Origin of the sequence: Gimesia algae (assembly GCF_007746795.1) — a bacterium.
Lineage (GTDB): Bacteria > Planctomycetota > Planctomycetia > Planctomycetales > Planctomycetaceae > Gimesia > Gimesia algae.
On record NZ_CP036343.1, the window covers coordinates 3,864,701 to 3,885,613 of the forward strand.

At 49.9% G+C, this 20,913-nt stretch carries 19 protein-coding genes; 8 read left to right on the forward strand and 11 right to left on the reverse strand.

Annotated features, from left to right (window positions below; genetic code table 11):
* The first annotated feature begins 100 nt into the window (after positions 1–100).
* Positions 101–268 carry a hypothetical protein gene (locus tag Pan161_RS30565; RefSeq protein ID WP_197995870.1) on the forward strand — a complete coding sequence of 56 codons (168 nt, stop codon included), beginning with the start codon at positions 101–103 and terminating at the stop codon, positions 266–268.
* Between the two features lie 23 nt (positions 269–291).
* Here the strand turns inward: Pan161_RS30565 and Pan161_RS14215 are convergent, their stop codons facing one another.
* Positions 292–5,520 carry a PVC-type heme-binding CxxCH protein gene (locus Pan161_RS14215; protein ID WP_145228059.1) on the reverse strand — a complete coding sequence of 1,743 codons (5,229 nt, stop codon included), beginning with the start codon at positions 5,518–5,520 and terminating at the stop codon, positions 292–294.
* 81 nt (positions 5,521–5,601) lie between these two features.
* Positions 5,602–6,717: a Gfo/Idh/MocA family protein gene (locus tag Pan161_RS14220; protein WP_145228061.1), complete on the reverse strand. Its 1,116-nt coding sequence runs from the start codon at positions 6,715–6,717 to the stop codon at positions 5,602–5,604.
* Positions 6,718–6,988: 271 nt separating this feature from the next.
* Here Pan161_RS14220 and Pan161_RS30995 point away from each other — a divergent pair, with 271 nt between their 5' ends.
* From Pan161_RS30995 to Pan161_RS14230, 3 genes are all read left to right on the forward strand, one after another.
* A complete protein-coding gene (locus Pan161_RS30995) occupies positions 6,989–7,555 on the forward strand; it encodes a substrate-binding domain-containing protein (protein WP_232103735.1) in 567 nt (188 codons plus the stop codon).
* Positions 7,437–8,150: an AraC family transcriptional regulator gene (locus tag Pan161_RS31000; protein ID WP_232103774.1), complete on the forward strand. Its 714-nt coding sequence runs from the start codon at positions 7,437–7,439 to the stop codon at positions 8,148–8,150. The genes Pan161_RS30995 and Pan161_RS31000 overlap by 119 nt, the downstream gene beginning before the upstream one ends.
* A 266-nt stretch (positions 8,151–8,416) precedes the next feature.
* Complete coding sequence (locus tag Pan161_RS14230) at positions 8,417–9,634, forward strand: acyltransferase family protein (protein WP_145228063.1); 1,218 nt, start codon at positions 8,417–8,419, stop codon at positions 9,632–9,634.
* A gap of 31 nt (positions 9,635–9,665) precedes the next feature.
* Here the strand turns inward: Pan161_RS14230 and purM are convergent, their stop codons facing one another.
* Entirely contained in the window at positions 9,666–10,742 is a 1,077-nt protein-coding gene (gene purM / locus Pan161_RS14235; protein ID WP_145228065.1) for a phosphoribosylformylglycinamidine cyclo-ligase, read from the reverse strand.
* Positions 10,743–11,046: 304 nt separating this feature from the next.
* Here purM and Pan161_RS14240 point away from each other — a divergent pair, with 304 nt between their 5' ends.
* Entirely contained in the window at positions 11,047–11,919 is an 873-nt protein-coding gene (locus Pan161_RS14240) for a fumarylacetoacetate hydrolase family protein (protein ID WP_145228067.1), read from the forward strand.
* Positions 11,920–11,936: 17 nt separating this feature from the next.
* Here Pan161_RS14240 and Pan161_RS14245 read toward each other — a convergent pair whose 3' ends face one another.
* Positions 11,937–12,134, reverse strand: coding sequence for a cold-shock protein (locus Pan161_RS14245; protein ID WP_145228069.1), 198 nt, complete (start codon positions 12,132–12,134; stop codon positions 11,937–11,939).
* Between the two features lie 643 nt (positions 12,135–12,777).
* On the opposite strand from Pan161_RS14245, the gene Pan161_RS14250 reads away from it, so the two are divergent.
* The 3 genes from Pan161_RS14250 to bfr all read left to right on the forward strand — a co-directional run bounded on the left by Pan161_RS14250 (position 12,778) and on the right by bfr (position 14,786).
* Positions 12,778–13,014 carry a hypothetical protein gene (locus Pan161_RS14250; RefSeq protein ID WP_145228071.1) on the forward strand — a complete coding sequence of 79 codons (237 nt, stop codon included), beginning with the start codon at positions 12,778–12,780 and terminating at the stop codon, positions 13,012–13,014.
* Between the two features lie 321 nt (positions 13,015–13,335).
* On the forward strand, positions 13,336–14,115 hold the full coding sequence (locus tag Pan161_RS14255) for a 3-keto-disaccharide hydrolase (RefSeq protein WP_145232669.1): 780 nt from the start codon (positions 13,336–13,338) through the stop codon (positions 14,113–14,115).
* A gap of 200 nt (positions 14,116–14,315) precedes the next feature.
* Positions 14,316–14,786 (forward strand): bacterioferritin, encoded by a 471-nt coding sequence (gene bfr / locus Pan161_RS14260; RefSeq protein WP_002649215.1) that lies wholly within the window; start codon positions 14,316–14,318, stop codon positions 14,784–14,786.
* A 60-nt stretch (positions 14,787–14,846) separates the two neighbouring features.
* Here the strand turns inward: bfr and Pan161_RS14265 are convergent, their stop codons facing one another.
* The 7 genes from Pan161_RS14265 to Pan161_RS14295 all read right to left on the reverse strand — a co-directional run bounded on the left by Pan161_RS14265 (position 14,847) and on the right by Pan161_RS14295 (position 20,789).
* Positions 14,847–15,134 carry a (2Fe-2S)-binding protein gene (locus tag Pan161_RS14265; RefSeq protein WP_145228073.1) on the reverse strand — a complete coding sequence of 96 codons (288 nt, stop codon included), beginning with the start codon at positions 15,132–15,134 and terminating at the stop codon, positions 14,847–14,849.
* 374 nt (positions 15,135–15,508) lie between these two features.
* Positions 15,509–16,222 (reverse strand): response regulator, encoded by a 714-nt coding sequence (locus tag Pan161_RS14270; protein ID WP_145228075.1) that lies wholly within the window; start codon positions 16,220–16,222, stop codon positions 15,509–15,511.
* Positions 16,223–16,255: 33 nt separating this feature from the next.
* Positions 16,256–16,927, reverse strand: a complete 672-nt coding sequence (phoU, locus tag Pan161_RS14275) for a phosphate signaling complex protein PhoU (protein ID WP_145228077.1) — start codon at positions 16,925–16,927, stop codon at positions 16,256–16,258.
* 4 nt (positions 16,928–16,931) lie between these two features.
* Positions 16,932–17,822, reverse strand: a complete 891-nt coding sequence (gene pstB / locus Pan161_RS14280; RefSeq protein WP_145228079.1) for a phosphate ABC transporter ATP-binding protein PstB — start codon at positions 17,820–17,822, stop codon at positions 16,932–16,934.
* A gap of 98 nt (positions 17,823–17,920) precedes the next feature.
* Positions 17,921–18,799 (reverse strand): phosphate ABC transporter permease PstA, encoded by an 879-nt coding sequence (pstA, locus tag Pan161_RS14285; RefSeq protein WP_145228081.1) that lies wholly within the window; start codon positions 18,797–18,799, stop codon positions 17,921–17,923.
* On the reverse strand, positions 18,796–19,788 hold the full coding sequence (pstC, locus tag Pan161_RS14290) for a phosphate ABC transporter permease subunit PstC (protein ID WP_145228083.1): 993 nt from the start codon (positions 19,786–19,788) through the stop codon (positions 18,796–18,798). The genes pstA and pstC overlap by 4 nt, the downstream gene beginning before the upstream one ends.
* Positions 19,788–20,789 carry a PstS family phosphate ABC transporter substrate-binding protein gene (locus tag Pan161_RS14295; RefSeq protein ID WP_145228085.1) on the reverse strand — a complete coding sequence of 334 codons (1,002 nt, stop codon included), beginning with the start codon at positions 20,787–20,789 and terminating at the stop codon, positions 19,788–19,790. Before Pan161_RS14295 ends, pstC begins: the two co-directional genes overlap by 1 nt.
* Positions 20,790–20,913: the final 124 nt, after the last annotated feature.

Genomic DNA, 20,913 nt, shown 5'->3' on the forward strand with positions numbered 1-20,913 from the left:
GAAGTGCGGCGACCCGCAGGCATACATCAGGAACGGGTGCTGATTTGAGAACTGCTTATCTGGAAAAAACAGGCTGTTTTACAGTGAGGATCAGGAACAAGTGGCTCGTGTTTCAGTGCACTGTAAACTGGTCACGCGCGCGACTCAGAACAGCGTTTATCGTCGTCGGCGCGCAGGCGTCAAGGGGAGTTTATTCAGTTTTTTCCGACAGGTGGCTGAAGTCGATGCGAAAGGAGCTGACAAACGGTCAAACTGGCTTTCGCGGTGAAAACCAGTTTGACCGTGGTGCAATCAGTCCGCTTTGGGGCCCAGATTTAATTCCAGATCTTTGAAGCGAACTTCCATGGGTCCGCCGGAATGAATCTGAAAGGCGATGATGCCGGTCTTGGCGCCCTGGGGATCGTTGAGGTCGGTACAGAGATTTCCGTTGAGGAAGGTGCGAATCTGTGAACCAACGGCGACGATACGGTACTCGTTCCATTCCCCTTCACGAACATAGGCTTCCCCCGAATCTTTAAACAGGAGACCACGACCATGTTCTTCATAAAGCTTCCCCCACCAGCCTTTCCCCGCGTCGGCCTGGTAACCTTTGACATGGCCGCCCGGCTCAAGACTGCTGCGGAATTGGATGCCGCTGTTGCCGGCGTTGGGGGTGAGTTTAACCTTGAGCTTCAACTCAAAATCGTTGACCTGCAGATCGCTGACCAGGAATTCATTCTGTTTAATGCCCGGCGAACGACCGACGATTTCGCCATTTTCAACCGACCAGAGCTGACTGTTTCCGGTCCAGCCAGACAGGTCCTGTCCGTTGAAAAAGAGTTTCAGATTATCGGGGGTGGCTTGCATCGGAACCTGTTGTGAACCAGCTAAGTACGCGACCAGCGAACGGACTTCCAGACGGCTCAACTGCTTCCAGAGATTGTCCGGCATCATTGATTTATCACTCAGGCTCATCTCATCGATTTCATCACGGGGGATGATGACCGTCTCATTCGCGGTCGCTACGGTGACCGCGTTCTTATCTTCCTGCTTGATGATGCCGGTCACAATTCGTCCCGACTCGGTGACAATGACCACGGGTTGATAGTCTTTCGCCATCACGGCACTTGGGTCGATCACATTGGAGAGCAGATAATCGAGGTTGGCCCGATTGGAACCGGTTAACTCAGGCCCGATCGCTTGCCCCGTGCCAAACAGTTTGTGACACTGCTGACAGGTCTTCGCAAAGACAGCGCGCCCCAGATTCAGATCGGGTGTCGGATGCGGTCGTTCGATCATGTTCTTGAAGCTGGCGATCTGTTTTTTCTTATCGGCGGCGGACTCGCGCACGATGCCCCAGACTTTGCCAATCTTTGCATTCAGACTTTGATCCTTGAGATTTCCCAGCTGACGAATGATTTCCGCGGAGAGATCTTTGGCAGCGATCTCTTTCGCTTCCACAGCCGCCACCAGCTGATGTGCATACTCACGCCGACTGGCCAGTGTATTGAGGGCATCCCGTTTTTCATTCAGATCGAACTGCGGATAGCGTTTGAGAATCTCAGACGCAGTATCGGCAGCAGAGTAACCCGCCAGCCCGCGTAAGGCTTCCCTTCGCATGGCCTGCTCATCCAGTAATGGAATCAGAATTGGCTGCAGCTCTTTATCTTTTGCTCCCAGTAAAGAAGTCAGTGCCGACCTGCGACCTTTCAGATCGTTCTTCTGAGCAGCCACGATTTCCCGTAACTGCTGCATTGCCGCCGGATCTCCGAAGGTCACTGCCAGCGCCAGAGACTCTGATTTCACGACCGGGTCTTTGCTGACAATCAGCTTTTCACCGACGGCCTTCCAGGGCTCCGGCATGGGGAATTGACGCCGTCCCCGTAGCGCACTGTTGATGGAATCGAGGAAGACCTTCTGTCGCGTTGCTGTTTCTGACAGCCCCAGTTGTTCCACCAGGAAAGCAACCGCCTCGGCTGTTCCGATATCGGCAATCCGACGCAGGGTATAGGATTTGATCAAAGGAATCTCTGAAGCATCAGTTAACTGAAACGCACGTTGTATATTATGAGGTGCTAACGGCTCGATTGCATACCAGTATAACAAAGGTAGATTGTGATCGCCCTGATCTTCCGGATGACTGACCAGACCCGCCAGGATGTCCCAGCGCTGATCCAGAGGCAGTCGATTGACGGCGGAACCCAGATACAACCGCACGACGGGAGAAGGATCGTCCTGCGCGAGTTCAGTCATTTTCGCGAGCAACGTATCAGATGGCGTTCCCGTTTCCAGAGCCAGCTGGATCACCCAGCCCCGCATGAATTCACTCGGGTCTTTCAAAGCCTGCATGACTTTGACTTCCGACAGACCGCCGGTCACATGCAGAGCCCATAGCGCGCGTAGCCGTCGTGTGACATCGTCATGCTGGAAAGCGATTTCTGCTAACTGGGCGTGGACTTCCGGATCGGGTCCCCGTTCCTGCAGAATGCGCCGAGACTGGCGGACGTACCAGTCGTTATCATGTAACTGCAACTTGACGAGTTCGGCTTTGGTCAGTTTCTGCAGATCGACTTTGACCGGCTTGGCATTGTTGTAAGCGACCCTGAAAATACGACCGTTCGAGCGATCATGTTTCTGAAACTCACGATGATGACACTGATTCGTATCGTACCAGTCGATAAAATAAACCTGCCCGTCCGGTCCGTATCGCAAGTAAAGAATCTGTGAGGAACGATCGTTGGCGAACAGGAAATCGGGAGCGAAATTCCCTTCATAGCCCGAGCCTTTTCGCGCCAGTTGATCCTGATTCAAACGGGCGCCGTGAATGTTATTCATGAACAACTGATTGCGATACTTTTCAGGCCAGCTTCCTCCCAGATAAATCATCGCGCCGGCATGCGCGTGGCCGCCTCCGACCAGATCGGAAGCCACCCGGTCCGACTGGTTCCATTGACCGCCGGTCCAGTGCCTGTGCTTCGCGATGGTCTTGATGTCATCGTAGGTATAAGGATTAAAGTGCTGTCCCGCCTGTCGACGATAGCGGGCGTTCTGAACGATATGAAACAAATGAGGAATCACGCAGCAGGTCAGGAAGCACTGCCCCTGATCGTTGAAGTCCACGCCCCAGGGATTACTGGTTCCATGAGCGAAGACTTCGAATTCGTGGCGGGTAGGATGATACCGCCAGATTCCGGCGTTGATGGGCTGCCGCTTTTCATCAGGTGTGCCGGGCTTCCCGACTCGGGAATGAGTAAACACGCCATGACATCCGTAGAGCCAGCCGTCGGGGCCCCAGATGAATGAGTTCAGCGTTTCGTGCGTGTCTTCATAATGCCAGCCATCCAGCAGAATCTGCGGTTCGGAATCGGGTTTGTCATCGCCATTCTTATCAGAAATGAAGAGCAGATACGGGGCCTGCCCCACCCAGACGCCACCAAAGCCGACTTCCAGGCCGCTGACCAGATTGAGTTTGTCCTGAAATATTTTGCGGGTCTCGAATTTGCCGTCGGCGTCTTTGTCTTCGAAGATCAGAATCCGGTCCTTTCCCTGCCCTTCCGGCTGTTTGCTGGGATAGGCGTACGATTCGGCGACCCAGAGACGCCCGCGATCGTCAATCGTCATGGCGATCGGCTGCTGCACATCGGGTTCGGCAGCGATGAGAGATACAGAAAACCCTTCAGGGACTGTCATCACTTCAGCCGCTTTAGCGCCCTGCAGACCATCGTATTTCTGCGTATGATCCTGTTTGGGAGCATCACTGTTGGCTACATCCAGTGACGCGGGTTTCTGATCGTGAAAGCGAAAATGATCGAAGTTAATGTGCCCCCAGCCGCCCCGATGCTGATCGACCAGTCGGATGAAGATTTCCTTGCCCTGGTACTTGGAAAGATCGACCAGCGTCTGATGCATGGCTTCGTTGTTGCGACCACTGGCTTTGGCTATCACTTTGCCGGTGGCATGGTCTACGATTTCCACTCGCGTGGAATCATGCTTCCCACCACCGACATAGAAGGTGGCATAAGGATGATCGACTTTTATCGTCGCTGAGGTCAACGTTCCCACCGGCTTGTCTTGCAGAAATTCGAATGTCCCGATCCAGAACTGTCCCTGATGATTGCTGCGCATGTCCGTACGACGGGCCTGTACCATATCGTCTTTCGCTGGCTGGGACTGAAACGCTGCGCCGTCAGAAATCCAGTCATTCAGGTTTCCCAGTTCGAAGTCAACGTTCAGTCGTTTTCCTTCGGGGTTGGTAGCATAAAACTCACCCGATTTGAGCTCGTTTTTCACAGAGACTTTCTGAGGCACAAATTTTTTCGGTTGTGCTTTTTTCCAGGTAGCTTCGTCTACTTTTTCTATTTTGTGAAGCAGGACATACGCGCCAGATTTATTCCCGACCACCAGATCAGGCAGCTTGTCGCCATTGAGATCGCCGGCAACAACCTGCGTACCAACACCAGACTTATCATTGATCTGGAAAGGGAGGAAATCAACGCCCGACTTGGTGCGCACCGTTTTGAACCAGTAATTCACGGGTGGTTGTTTGGCTCCCGGATCGTGCCCCTGGTGCGCCCAGAATCGTTTGCCGGTGACGATGTCTTTGATTCCATCGCCGTCCATATCCACCAGATCGACGGCGTGTAGCTGGGAGAATACCACGCCATATTCGTTCTCTTCCGGTTTGCTGCCCATGATGCGATGTTCGACGAATGTGATATCGTCGCCATCCTTTACATTTTCGAACCACGCGAGCCCGTAGGCGTGGGCCGCTTTGCTGGTAATGACATCCTGATCCCCATCGCCGTCAACATCGTAGGCATACATCTGGGAGCCGCCGGCTCCTGTAAACTTGAAGGGGTGCCGCGTCCAGAAACCGGGTTTGCTGATTTGCGACGGCTGTTCCCACCAGCCATTCTTCTCAAGGATATCCGCGCGGCCATCGCCGTTAACATCACCGACTCCCAGTCCGTGAGTGAAACGACCATATTTGAGATTGGGAGAAATCGCATGAAACTCCCAGGGCGCGGTCGGATCTTTCCCCGGGCCGGCGTACCCGAGTTGGCCTCCGGTATGAAAGACCAGCTCTGGTTCCCCATCCCCGGTCAAGTCGGTATAGGTGGGCGATTCATTATCGACGACGGGATGTGCCAGATGCTTTTTCCAGTGCCCCTGTTTGTTCTGCGGGTTCGCGTACCAGAATGCTTCTTTTCCGGGGAAACCAATGATCACAATATCGGGCCACTTATCTTTGTTGATATCGTGAGTGAACGCGAAAAAGTTATCGGAATAGCCGTTGATACTCCATTCCTTGACCGGATAGTATTCATGCCGTTTCTGAAATCCGGGCCCCTCGTACCAGTAGGGTCCCGAGATGACATCTGCTTTTCCATCCTGATTGAGATCGGCGAACGTCGCTCCTTCTGCATAGAATTTGTCCCCCAGTTGCTTGCGTTCAAACTGATGGACAATGAACTGTTCGGCGGCAGAGAGCGGCGCTGCAGATAAGAGCAGGCACAACAGAAACAGGGAGTAACGAGCCATAACGATTCCCCTCGGAAAGATAAATCAGATAAAAATGGATTCATGAAGCATTTTAATAAAACGCAAAATTCAGAGCATTGTCTATTCCAGCGTGAATGCAGGCAGCGGCTTGAGCTCACCTCCCGCGACCGCCGACTCATGTGCCAGAATTCCGACACAAGTCCAGTTGGCGGACAATGGTGCGTTCGGCCAGGGATCAGAACCTTCGACCAGCGAGTTCAAAAACGCATTTACCAGATGTGGGTGTGAGCCACCATGCCCGGCGCCCTGCAGAAACGAGAGATGCTCGGCGTCGTGAATCGCCCGGGTAAACTTCTGAATCTCAGGCGGCAGCAGGTGCGCATAATCGGGAATTTCGACCCGCTCGGGGATTTCCGGTTCTGGTTTCTTCGCTGTATGCAGCACCGGGTTCTCCCCTTCGATTAAAGGCCACTCGAATGATTTCTTCGTGCCATAAACGTCAACGGATTCGCGATACTGTCTGGCGGTATCAAACAGGAACCGCCAGATGTGGGCTGCGATGTCGGAATCTTTAATCTTGATGTGGCAGGTCTCGACGGCGAATCGGTTCCCTGATTTCTCAGCGATCTCATCGTTCACCGTGCCGGAACCGAAGCAGCTGATATATTCAGCACGGCCATTCACCATTCCTAAGACCGGGCTGACGACATGTGTCGCGTAATGCATGGGAATCATTCGTTCCCAGTAATCCGGCCAGCCTTCCATGTCCTGCGGGTGACTGGCTTGCATGTATTGAATTTTTCCCAGTTCTCCTGTGTCGTACATTTCCTTGATGAATAAAAACTCGCGGCTGTAGACCACGGTTTCCATCATCATATATTTCAGACCGGTCTCTTTGACCGTCTTGACAATTTCTTCACACTCGGCCACCGTCGTCGCCATCGGAACCGTGCAGGCAACATGCTTACCGGCTTTTAACGCTTTGATGGACTGCGGTGCGTGATCGGGGATCGGCGTATTAATATGGACGGCATCCACGTTGGGATCCGCCAGCAGTTCGTCAAACGATGTGAACCGCTTCTCGATTCCGAATGTATCGCCGATATGATTCAGATGCGTTTCGGACCGCTGACAGATCGCATACATATTGGCATGTGGATGTGCCTGATAGATGGGAATGAATTCGGCTCCGAAGCCGAGACCGACAATCGCAACATTCATCTGTTTCTCACTCATGACAATCCTTCAACGCTGCAGGAGACGTTTCTGTCCGGACGGATCCTGTTCACAACGGAGCCGTACCCATTTTCTTTATTGTAAAACAGGACCGACCAGTTACCATGTAAACTTGCGCAGAATAAATTGAGATATTTTACCGTATTGAAATCAGCCTGATTCCACATTTACAGGCACTGTTTTTCATTTCTTAAATCGGCACACAGGATTTCCTTAAGAATATTACGTTCAGCAGAATAGTCGTTTCCTTACAATGCAGATTCCCGAATTCATGAAATCACGCCCTTCGATTGCCCTGTTGATTGAATCGTCTAACTCTTACGCCCGGGGGCTGTTGCGGGGAATCATGTCTTATATTCATGAGCATCATTCCTGGTCGATCTATCTGCCCGAACATGGTAGAGGTAACGTTCCGGTCAACTGGCTCAACAACTGGCACGGGGACGGAATTATCGCCCGGATTGAGAACACAAAGATCGCGGAAGCGGTTGTGAATTCGGGAGTCCCAGCCGTAGATGTGAGCGCCGCCCGTCTGGCACCTTCACTTCCCTGGGTGGAGACCGATGATCGCGCGATTGCTTCGCTGGCGGCACAACATCTGATCGATCGCGGATTTCAGCACTATGCATTTTGTGGCGATCATCGTTTCAACTGGTCCCGCTGGCGGGAAGCACATTTTCAGGAATGCATTCAGACAGCAAGTTTACACTGTCACACGTATCCTCAGACGAGGGGCAGAAAACAGTCACCTCCCTGGGAAGCCGAACAGAAACGACTGGCAGACTGGATTCGTGCGCTTCCCAAACCGGTGGGGGGTGATGGCCTGTTACGATATTAAAGCGCAGCAACTGCTCGACGTCTGCCGCACGATCAATGTGGCTGTGCCCGAAGAAGTCGCCATCATCGGCGTGGACAATGATGAAATCCTCTGCAATCTTTCCGAGCCCCCGCTCTCCAGTGTGATCCCCAATACACGGCTGACCGGCTACGAAGCGGCTGCCCTGTTAGATCGGATGATTGCGGGAGAGTCGGTTTCCTCGGAAGCGCAGTTAATAAAACCGCTGGGCATCGCCACGCGTCAATCTACAGATATTCAGGCCATCGATGATAAACTGATTTCCGATGCCGTCCGTTTCATCCGCCAGCAGGCCTGCGACGGCATTAATGTCCAGGACGTTTTGAAATCGGTACCTCTCTCCCGGCGCGTGCTGGAAAGCCGCTTCCAAAAAATCATCGGCCGCTCTCCTCACGAAGAGATCATGCGCATCCGCCTGGATCGCGTGAAACAGTTGCTGGAAGAAACCGAACTCTCGTTAATTGAAATCGCAGCGCGCACCGGGTTCCGCCACGCCGAATACTTGAATGTCGCCTTCAAGAAGCAGACTGGCTCAACCCCGGGCATCTTCCGTCGCGATCAGAAATGGACGCGCTGAAAATCGGAGTAGGACTTGCTTACTATTTTTTCAGTCATAGTCTGAGAACATCGCCTGCTACTTCACTCGAATTTAAAGGTACCATATTTTAATTTATCTGTCAGATCGTATAGACTGTGTTCAGTTTTACCATAGCGTCTCCAGAGCCATTTGGAACGAGTATGATAGATTGAGAAACGCTATGGTTAAATGTGATACGATCTAGTAGAGACTAACACCAATTCCCGTTGCTTTTTCCAGAAGCTCTTTGAAATAGACGGAACAGCATGACAGACACCACGACTTCTACGACGGCAGAGAAATTCAACAAACGTATCGTCTCCCTGGACCAGTTTCGCGGTTACACGGTGGCGGGCATGTTCCTGGTCAATTACATGGGTTTTTTCGTGGTCTGCCCGATCGTACTCAAACATCACAATACGTACTGCAGTTACGCTGACACGATCATGCCACACTTCCTGTTCGCGGTTGGCTTTGCTTATCGGCTGACGTTCGGCAGACGCGTTCAGACAGACGGTGCTGTTTCTGCCTACGCGCGCGTTGTGAGACGACTACTGGGCCTGGTGCTGGTTTCACTGATAATGTACCGCGTCGATCCCATTGCCAATACCTGGGAGGAACTGCAATCACTGGGAATCTGGGGCGCCATTGCCGACCCACTCAAACGTAACTGGTTTCAGACGCTGATGCACATCGCGGTAACGTCCCTCTGGATTACACCCGTCATCCGCGCGCGGGCTTCGGTACGGGTTGGCTTTATGATCTTCTCCGCAGTCGCTCATGTGATTCTCTCGTACTACTTCTACTTCACCTGGGTGAATACTTCACCGAACGGCATTGATGGCGGTCCGCTCGGTTTCCTGACCTGGACGATTCCTGCGATCATCGGCACGCTGGCCTGCGACTGGGTCGTAGAAGCAGAGGGTTTGCCACGAGTGAAGCCGATTCTCTTCTGGTCTTTTACCCTGATGCTGTTGGGCTGGGCCATCTCCTGCGGCACACGATTCTATGATGTCCCGATTTCAGAGCAACTTGCGACAGAGAAACTTGCCACTCATCCTGTCATTCCGGATGAAAGACAATGGGAAGCCAAACAGGGAGAACCGCTGTCGGCGTATCTGGCGGAGCCCCCGTTCGTCAAACCGCCGGAACAGGACCAGCGGCAGTGGAATTACTGGATGATGAGTCAGCGGGCGGGAACTCTTTCCTACCTGGTCTTTTCAGCGGGCCTTTCCCTGTTTGTCTACCTGCTGTTTCACCTGGCCTGTGATCGAGGCAACCTGCAGATCCCGCTGTTCCGCACGCTGGGTACGAATGCACTGATAGCTTATATTCTACAGGAACTGGTCGGAGAAGCCGTCAAACCGTTTACCACCAAAGATGCTGCCAACTGGTATGCCTGGGGGAGTTTTGTGCTCTTTTTCTGGGTCACATGGTTGATCGTGCGTCACTTGGAAAAGAATAAAATCCACTTACGACTCTGATCAAATTTGAGTCTGTTCTGAACACAATGTCTCAGACAAGCGTGACCTGCTTTTCGCCTTGAGCAACTTTACCCAGGATATGAGTAGGGCAATGGCTGGCGTGCAGTTTTTCCCGAACTGCTTTCGCCTGATCTGCCCTGACAATGGCGACCATACCGATTCCCATATTGAAGACGCGGAACATTTCCTCTTCATCGATATTTCCCAGTGACTGCAGCCAGCTGAATGCAGGTGGGACTTCCCAGGTCGATTTCTTGATTTCAATGCGGCGGTTGGCGGGCAGAATTCGCTCGATATTTTCAACCAGCCCGCCTCCAGTGATATGTGCCATTCCGCTGATCACAATCTGATCGGGATAGCTGCGAACGACGGAACTGATGGCAGCAGCATAAATCCGGGTGGGTTCCAGCAGGACACTGGCGACGGTTCGCTGATTCAACTCTTCGATGGGATCGTTAATCCTCAGTCCCGCCATTTCAAAGACGACCTTGCGGATCAGGCTATAGCCGTTGGAGTGAAATCCACTCGATTCCAGCCCCAGCACAACATCACCTGCCTGGATCGCATGCCCATCCAGAACCTGGTTGCGTTCAACAACGCCGACGGAGAAACCGGCCATATCAAAGTCACCATCGCCGTACAGGTCGGGCATGATCGCCGTTTCCCCACCCAGTAGAGCTGATTTCGAGAGGACACAACCTTTGCTGACCCCTTCCATAAGTTCCACCAGTCGTTCGGGATCATCCTTGCCTAACGCGATGTAATCAAGAAAGAACAAGGGTTCTGCGCCCAGGCAGAGACAGTCGTTCACGCACATGGCGACCAGATCAATGCCGATCGTATTATAAGTTTCTGCCTCGATTGCCACTTTGATTTTTGTTCCGACACCATCGGTCCCGGAAACCAGAACCGGGTCTTCATATTTTCGACCTGCGGGCCCAGGTTCGGGATTATTCAAGCGGAAGAGACCGGCAAAACCACCGGGTAGATCCATCACGCGTGCTTTTTGCGCCAGATGGGTTTTTCCCAGCAGTGGATGAATGGAAGACATTGCTTTCTGATAGAGATCCAGGTCAACACCGGCATCTTTATAGGTTGCTTTTGTCATAGTATCATCCGAATTAATAAGAGCTGAAACAGAAATTTTGTATCAGAGTTTCTGCTGATCACCAGAGAAAACTCACAGCTGACAGCATAACATTCCACCGTCGAGAAGAAAATCTTACGTATCAGTTATTTGAAACCCACAACAGGAAAAGCAGTAACAGACCTGTATCTCGATGAAACAGAAAGCTATGATCCTGACGTTCACTACCCCACCTGAAGCAGCGGCATAAGATTCCAGCGAATCTGAAACGACCTGCAACCTGCTTCCTGAAGTCCCAGAAAAACAATCCAAGGAGATGACTAGCATGAAGTTAGCGACAATCCAGACAGAGAATGGCATTCAAGTTGCCTCTGTGATTGACCAGGATAACAAGCTGACATTTTTTGATCTGTCAGCTTTTGATGAAAGCCTGCCACGATCACTAAAAGGAATTCTGGCGGTGGAAGGAGGCCTGGAGCGCGCAAAGGCAGCTGCAGAGCAGGCGCAACAGGCAGATCGACAGATTACAGGTACCTTGCTGGCACCGATTCCCTCACCAGGAAAAGTGCTCTGTATCGGTTTAAATTACCGTGACCATGCAGAGGAAACGGGCATGCCCTTCCCCGATGAACCTGTTTGCTTCAGCAAGTTCAGCAGTTCCGTGACAGGCTCAGGACAGCCAATACGGATTCCTTCTGTCGCCCGCGAAGTTGATTATGAAGCCGAACTCGTGGCGGTAATCGGAAAAACATGTCGTAACGTGACCCAGGCAGACGCACTAAACTACATCGCCGGCTACATGAACGGCCACGATGTCTCAGCGCGCGACTGGCAGATAGGACGTCCGGGCGGACAGTGGCTGCTGGGAAAAACAGCGGACACATTTGCCCCGACTGGCCCTTACCTGGTAACGGCAGATGAGATCAAAGATGCAAACAGCCTCTCCATTAAATTGACACTTAATGGAGAGGTTTTGCAGAATTCCAATACCGATAAATTTATCTTTACCATAGAACAGGTAATCGCGTTCGTGTCTCAGATATTGACACTCGAACCCGGCGATATCATCTTTACCGGTACGCCCCCCGGAGTTGGTATGGCCCGTAAACCCCCCGTATACCTTCAGCCTGAAGACCAGGCCTGCATCGAGATACAGGGGCTCGGAATGTTACACAATACCGTTGAAGCGTGGGATTGAAATGTTTGGTCTAGATTCTACTCGGAAGTAGTAACTCGAACTGCACGCAGGCCTCGATCACTCTTTTCAGTTTCAAACTCTACAGTTTGACCTTCAACCAGTTGATCGAATGTGATGCCATCCAGTGATGAGAGATGAAAAAAGATATCCTGTTGGCCATCGTTAATGAAGCCAAACCCTTTTTCAGTAATTTTTTTGATTGTTCCAGTGGCCATAAAGCCCATCCTCTAACTTAAAAGTCTCTCGACAATAAAACGGAGTTTATTGTCACTCTGTAACTGATCACCACTTTTAGCAAATTCGCTTATAAAATAGTGACACACTGAAAAAATACGCACAGCGTATTATAACGCAAAAATAATGAAATAATCAGGTTGCCCATGAATTGGACACTTATATAAATGAGATTGAAAACCACTTCAGCGTCATTCAACCTGAGATAAGTGTGACAAACCCTGAACGAATTAGCAAACTGTTATATCAAAGTTTCTTATAAAATTTTTGAGAATTCTAAAAAACTAAAACCCTAAGATTCTGCCTGAAAATGAAGGTTTGTCTGAATTTAATCTTGACCTTTTTCCCTGTTTTTGGCACCCCAATCGGCCTGTTTTTTATTAACTGCAGGATCCTGCCAATCCCTTTGCTCCCGCCAGCTTCCACTTTTAATCCAGTAGGAATAGTCAACTGAACTGAAAAAAAGCTGCCTTTCCCTGATTTCAAACTGAAATATGAGTTTAAAAGATGATTGTCGCTTGAATTCTGTAGTGTCTCATTTTTTAATGCTTTTAGACAATGTCTTTTATAGACAGTGGCCAAGTGACTCATTTTCTACAACAACTATTCGGAAAGGACAATAAAATGTCTTTCACAAAACTGAGCCGACTGTTCGTCGTGCTGGCGACTATCAGTATTTCAGCATGGGCCGTCGGATGCGGCAAACCCGCAGCTGATGCTCCTGCCCCTGCAGGCGATGCTCCTGCAACTGATGCTCCCGCAGCTGACGCTCCCGCTGAAGCTGGTTCCACAACCGGTGGTGCTGGCGCTGAAGTTCCAGAAGGCGGAGAAGAGCCTAAAAAAGAAGAATCCGGCAGCTAAGCTCGCCGAGACCAGTTCTCTGGTAACTCTTTGATTTGAAACGCCCGTTAATTCATAACGGGCGTTTTTTTGTTGATAGAGTTCACTACCCGCTACGCCTTCACTGTGACTCATTGAAATCTGTAAAGTTCGTTCGCAATAACGTGTCATTTGCCGTTTGGCAGTTTATAATCGATGAACGGTCTGCCGAGTAATCTGAATGATTCACCTGACTTACTGACCCCATTCCCAGGACTCATGGTCAACGGATCGTCTGTTGTCCTGCCTGTATTGCACGCGCCGTGATTAAGGAACACTTTCGTGAAATCTGCTTCATCCCTGATGCTCTGCTTGAGCCTGTTTTTCTGTCTCTGCCTTGGTTCCATCGTTTCTGCAGCAGAAACCAGCCCGGAAAAAAAATGGATTTCATTGTTCAATGGTAAAGACCTGGATGACTGGACGATAAAAATCCGAGGTTACGATGTGAATGAGAACTTTGGCAATACATTCCACGTTGAAGATGGCTTGCTGAAAGTTGGCTATGATCAGTACGGTGAATTTGAAAAAAAATTCGGACACCTGTTCTACAAAACTCCGTTTTCACATTACATCATTCGGGTCGAATATCGATTCACCGGAGAGCAGTCAACAGGCGGACCAGACTGGGCCTTTCGCAACAGTGGAATCATGGTCCATGGTCAGACCCCGGAAAGCATGTCGAAAGACCAGGAGTTCCCGGTTTCCATTGAAGTGCAGTTACTGGGTGGAAAGGGGACGGGAACCCGCACAACTGCCAACCTGTGTACCCCGGGCACTCACGTTGTCATGGATGATAAGCTGTTTAAACCGCACTGCGTCAACTCACATTCCAAAACCTACCATGGAGATCAATGGATCACCGTGGAAGTCGAGGTCCGCGGCAACAAAATCATCAAACACATTATCGATGGAGAAACAGTGCTCTCTTACACGAAGCCTCAACTGGACCCGGAGGATGCCAATGCCCAAAAACTGATTGAACAGGGGGCTCCTCTCATGCTCGAGAAGGGTACCATTTCGCTGCAGTCCGAAAGCCACCCGATTGAGTTTCGTAAAGTCGAACTCCTCAATCTGGAGCCATAAAGCAGGTCTGTATTGAGAATCTGTTTCAAAATATTCTGCTGTCAGCCCGCGATGGGAGAGATCTCGTTTCAATACGTAAAAATAGAGAATTTTAGACAGCATCAGTCTGGAACATGTCCTTCAATTCACGAATACTACATCCAGCGTGTCTCCAGGTTGAAGGCAGCATTACCAGAAAACAAAAAGAGAAAGCAAGACCAATGAAGGGTAGTCAGAAAATAATCGACGCATTAAACGAGGGACTCACAATCGAGTTGACAGCCATCAACCTGTATTTTATCTCATCGAAGATGTGTAAAGACTGGGGTTTTGCTAAGTTGGCCAAGCACTTTTATGATGAATCCATTGAAGAAATGAAACACGCTGACCAGGTCATCGACCGGATCCTGTACCTGGAAGGAGTGCCTGAAATTGCCCGCTACGATGTCATTCGTGTAGGCAAAACGGTAGAGGAACAGATCCAGAACAGCCTCGAACTGGAGATGAAAGGCGTGTCTACCTACAACTCGGCAATTGAACTGTGTCACGAAGAAAAAGATGCTGGCAGCCGCGAATTGATGGATCAGATGGTCGTTGAATCTGAAGAAAGCATCGACTGGTGCGAATCGCAGATGGAACTGATCAAACAGGTCGGAATCCAGAACTACCTGGCAGGACAGATCCACGAATAACAGAGCAATCCGGCGGTTTACGGACTGTTAATCAAAGGGGCTTTGGTGGTAAAGAGCAGACTAAGCTGGCTGCGCCGCACACAGGCAACGCCGTTTGGACTGGCCACAGTCATCGCATGCACCTGCCAGCAGGTCTTTAATCCGACAATGGCAGGCCGTGCAACCTTTTCCTGCACCACACCCACGGGTCACTTCATGGACCGTCTCAGCATTGCTGACTGTAATGCACTGCTGGACTTCTTCTGGTGTCACTTTCAGGCAGTGGCAGAGAAATTTTCGACGTGTGGCAACCCCAGGAACGGGGACTGCCGTTGATCGTTCAAACTGGCTCTCGGTAACGGTAGACATTTCGCGTTATACCCTGGCATCAGTCGCATCCTTTGTGACTGATGCTTTTTTTATTGAAAGCTGGTTGCGTGGTGATTACGGGATTCAATCAGGTAGGAACGGTCTTTAAAACCCCGTTTTCAGGTTTGGCCTCACTGCAAGTAGAGTATGAGACTCAGTCTCAACTAAGAATAGTATATCGGCCTTTTGAGTACTGTCAACTACTCTCAAAAAAGATTTATTGCTTATTCAGAGAGACACCCCACAACAGGCATTCGCATGTACACATAATGGCGACAAGTAACTGAAAAAAGCCACCTTTCCTCTTCTTTATAGATACAAAAAAAGGCCTGCTTTTAACGGCAGACCTGTCTTGGCGAAATATGCTTGAGGTTTTACGTTGTTTGTTTTTTGAAGGCGGTATCAGGATCCCGAAAGCGGTAACCAACACCGCGCACCGTCTCAATTAACTCTGAATGCTTATCCAGCTTCTGACGTAATGCCCGGATATGCACATCGATGGTTCGCTCCAGGACCAGAGCGTCGTCTCCCAGAGCAGCATCAATCAGTTCTGCACGAGAGAAAACACGACCAGGTTGACGAACCAGAGCTTCCAGCAGTTCAAATTCACTCCGAGTTAAAGAAATGGGGATATCATCAATCATTACACGATGCCGCCGGCGGTCGATCATCACACCTTGACTGACAATCGTATCTGATGCTTCGCCGTTACTTTCACGGCGTCTGAGCAGAGCTTTGATCCGTTCCAGCAGAATCTTGACACTGAACGGTTTGGTGACGTAATCGTCGGCTCCTAACGTGAAACCAACCACCTGGTCCGTTTCTTCGGACTTGGCCGTCAGCATCAGGATTAGAATATTACTGGTTACCGGATCCGATCGGAGCCGACGACAGACTTCCAGCCCGTCCATCTGGGGAAGCATCAGGTCCAGAATGATCAGGTCCGGTGTTTTGAGTTGCGCCTGTCGCAGACCGTCCATTCCATCAAGGGCAACCACAGCATCGTATTTCTCCTGCCGCAAATTGTATGCGAGAACTTCAGAGAGAGAACGATCATCTTCTATCACAAGAATGCGTTTCTTTGACATATCTTTTTCTTACACCACCTAAATAAAATGGAATCAGGTAGAAAATGTTTCCTTATGCCGATGGCGAACAATCTCACCCTCAGTCAGGTAGATAACATCTTCAGCAATATTAGTTGTATGGTCGGCAATACGTTCTATGTGGCGAGCTGAAGAAAAGAAATGTAATGCCGGTTTAATCAAATTGGGATCCGTCTGCATCAACTGATAAATTTCATTGATAATCTCCCGGTTGTAACCATCAACAATGTCATCACGCTTACAGACGCTGCGTGCTTTTTCTGTATCAAAATCAATGAAGGCATCAATGGCATCACGCAGCATGGAGACAGTGACTTTCGTCATCGGTTCCAGAGAAGCGGGAATTCGAAAGTTGGGATAGTGTGACAACCCAATGGTCCGTTCCGCGATATTCACAGCCAGGTCGGCAATCCGTTCCAGATCATTATTGATTTTCAACACGGTCGCCGTCTCACGTAAATCCACGGCGACCGGTTGATGTAACGCCAGAATTTTCAGACAATCTTCTTCAATCTTGACTTCACTTTCGTTGATGGCGTGTTCTTTCTCCATGACTTCATTCGCCAGATCAACCTGAACTTCGAAAAGGGCACGACTGGCCTTGGAGATCATCTCTTCAACCAGCGAAGATTGTGTGATGATCTCTCTCTCAAGTGACTCCATGTCCCGCTGTAGGTGTTTTGTCATTGGCTTATCCGAATCTGCCTGTAATATAATCTTCGGTCTGTTGTTTCTTGGGATTCGTAAACAACTCTTCAGTCGCCCCCGATTCTATCAGCAACCCCTGATAGAAAAACGCGGCCTGGTCAGAAACACGCGCGGCCTGCTGCATATTATGCGTCACAATGACGATCGTATACTGTTCTTTCAGCTCAAAAATCAAATCTTCAATCCGCGCTGTTGATGCCGGATCCAGTGCGGAAGCCGGCTCATCCATCAGCAGAATATCCGGATCATTTGCCAGAGCCCGTGCTATACACAGCCGCTGCTGCTGCCCCCCTGAAAGATTGAGGGCCGATTCACTTAAACGATCCTTCACTTCATCCCAGAGTGCAGAACGCTGCAGTGATCGTTCTACAATCTCGAATAAATCTTTTTTCTTGCGGATGCCGGCGATCTTGGGACCAAAAGAAACATTGTCAAAAATGGACTTGGGAAAGGGAGTCGACTTCTGGAATACCATTCCAATCCGTTTACGCAAAGTGACAATGTCAGTTCGAGACGAATAGATATCCTGCCCTTCCAGCAGAATCTTTCCTTCTACCCGAGTCCCTTCAATCATGTCATTCATTCGATTGAGACATCGTAAAAATGTTGATTTGCCACAACCAGATGGACCAATAAAGGCAGTCACACAGCGTTCTGGTATGGAAAGCGAAATATCGGTTAAAGCACGATTCTCCGAATAATAAAACGACAAATCACTCACACTGATTTTTTCAGTGGCCTGTGCCAATTCGTCGGCCGTCCGCATATTCTTTCCTTCCGGAATGGAAGGACGGACGATCGGGCCTTTAGAGTGATCTGAAGTCGTCTTGTCGGATGGTTGCATATTATTTTTAACCGAAGGTGTTGAAGCCATGGATTGAAAATCCTTGCTGAGACCCATTATAGATAATTTTGATCAAAACTGTGTCGATGTTTTTCTCTGTTTTTGAGGTAGCACAAAATCCATCCATATTACCAGCGAATCTTTTTCCCATATTTATGACGTACAAAAATGGCAATCGCATTCATGCTGACCAGAACCACCAGCAGAACCAGGATCCCTGCAGCAGCCAGATGATGAAATTCCTCCTGAGGCCGGGAAGTCCAGATGAAAATCTGGATGGGTAGCGCGGTAAACTCATCAGATAATTTTTCTGGAACAAAGGGCACATAAGCCAGTGCACCCACTGCAATTAAAGGTGCTGCCTCACCTAATGCACGGGACAGGGACAAGATCACTCCCGTCATGATTCCAGGCAGGGATGCTGGTAATACCTGATACCAGACAGTCTGCCAGCGAGTCGCGCCCAGGGCATATGCTGAACGTCGGATGGAATCGGGAACCGACCTTAAAGCTTCCTGCGAAGCCAGAATAATGATGGGCAATACCACCAGGGTCAGTGTCAGTGCACCGGAAAGTACGCTTCCCTTCAACTGCAGTGCCCGCACAAACAGACCGAGCCCCAGAATGCCATACACGATGGAAGGCACACCAGCCAGATTGGCAATATTCAATTGAATCAATTTGCGCCAACGACTGCGAGGTGCATACTCTTCAAGATAGAGTGCAGCCCCGACTCCCAAAGGAACAGAGAACAATGCTGTCAGACTGATTAACCAGATACTGCCCCACAAGGCAGATTTAATACCCGCTTTATGGGCAAAACGGGATGGTAGATGGTCAATGAAATCCCAGCTCAGCCAGTCTTTTCCCTGCACAATAATATTCCAGATCAACACCACCAGCATCAATACACAGGTAATCGTCGCCAGGAAACAGACAGACGTGAACAGCATATTTGTGATTCGGCCGCGCCGCTTAGTCGTATAGATATCAAGTTTTGAGCTCATTCGTAATTCTCTCCTACTCGAGAGAGAATATATTGAGCAATCACATTCATGATCATCGTGGTTATGAACAAGGACAGTCCTACTGCAAAAATCGTTCGATATTCGACAGTACCTGTCGGTGTGTCTCCCTGACTCACCTGCACGATATAGGCGGTCATCGTCTGAATACTTTCCAGGGGATTCAACGTCAGCTTGGGGGTTGCACCGGCTGCCAGAGTCACTGCCATCGTCTCTCCAATGGCACGGGAAATCGCTAATAGAAAACTGGCAATAATCCCTGACAATGCTGCTGGTAAGATCACACGTACGGTCACCTCAAATTTATTAGCTCCCAGTGCAAAAGCGGCAGCTCTCAAAGATAGCGGAACTGACTGCAGGATATCTTCGCTCAGAGAAATGATCATCGGCAGAATCATGATCCCGACCACGATACAGGCACTGGCCGCGTTAAAGACGCCGGCACTGGGAAAGATGTAACGAATAATCGGAGATACAAATACGATCGCCAGATATCCATATACGACTGAAGGAATCCCTGCCAGAATTTCCAGCATCGGTTTCACAATATCACGAAAACGGGGAGACGCGTATTCACTCAGGTAAATGGCAGTCCCCAGGCCTATGGGAACAGCGACCACTGCAGAACCGGCGGCCACCAGCATGGTCCCACACAACAGCGGTAATATGCCAAAATGCTGTGGCTTTAGCAGCGGACTCCACCTGGTACCGGTTAAGAACTCAATAATAGAAACGTCGTAAAAAAACTGCACTGATTCATATAGCAGGACCACCACAATGCCTACGGTAACCAGTATGGAAATACTGGCACAGACAAACAGTGTAAAGTGAATACAACCCTCATAGAATGGCCGCAGACTATACCACAACCCTCCAGGCTTTTCTAAAGACGAAGAGTGAGACAACTGCAGAACAGCTGCCTCACTACCTTCCATCTTAAGCGATTGTTCCGGATTCGAACCATCTACCATTACTTGGATGTCGCTCCATTAAAAGCTTTCATGTTCGCTTCCTGGACTTCATCGGAAACAGGTACATAACCCACGTCTTTCGACAAGGCAGCTGCGTTTTCCAGGTAGAACTTCACAAAGGCAACGACCTCAGGTCGCTCCAGAGAAGATTTCCGCACGTAGATGAACAGAGGGCGGGATAACGGTGCATAAGAATTATCGCGAACCGTTTCCAGGGAAGGCTTCTTACAACCTTTTCCACCATCAACACCTAACAGCTTCAACTTGCTTTTATTCTCGTCATAATAGGCATACCCGAAGTATCCCAGAGAGTTTTTGTCTTCGGAAACCCCTGTCACCAGCACATTATCATCTTCACTGGCTGTGTAATCTGCACGACTGGCTTTGGACTCGCCTACAATTGCTTCTGTGAAATAATCAAATGTCCCTGAGTCAGTTCCCGGACCGTACAGCTTGATATCTTCTGCAGGCCATTTAGGATCGAGGTCTTTCCACTGTTTGACACCGCTTTCAGGTCGCCACAGTTCTTTCAACTGACCTACTGTCAGGCAGTCGCACCAGTCGTTCTTGGGATTCACGATCACAGCCAGACCATCAAACGAGACGGACAGCTCGATGAATTCGATTCCCTGTTCTTTGCAGGCAGCAGCTTCCTTTTCTTTCATCGCTCGAGAGGCGTCGCAGATATCTACTTCGCCGGCGATAAACTTCTTCATTCCGCCACCAGTACCAGATACACCAACGGTCACGCGGACCTTGGGTTGAACCGCACGAAACTCCTCTGCCACAGCTTCACTCACCGGGTAAACGGTACTCGACCCGTCAATCTTGACGTCTCCAGCCAGGTTCCCTGCTTCTGAATCTTCTGGTTCAGAACCTTTTGATTGAGCACCTGGTTCAGCACTGTTGTTGCCGCCTCCTGAGCATCCAACACCAATCAGGGAAATCCCAATGGCCAGACTCAACACAGCCAATACTTTCCCGATGTTCGTTGTGATCATTTCGTCTGTCTCTCCCAATTGCGATATACTGGTAAACAAGTTTGATATTTGTTTTAAACTCCACGCCAGACACTTCGGACAAGAAGCGTAACGACGTGAACGGTCTCTCTCAGACGCGTGTTAC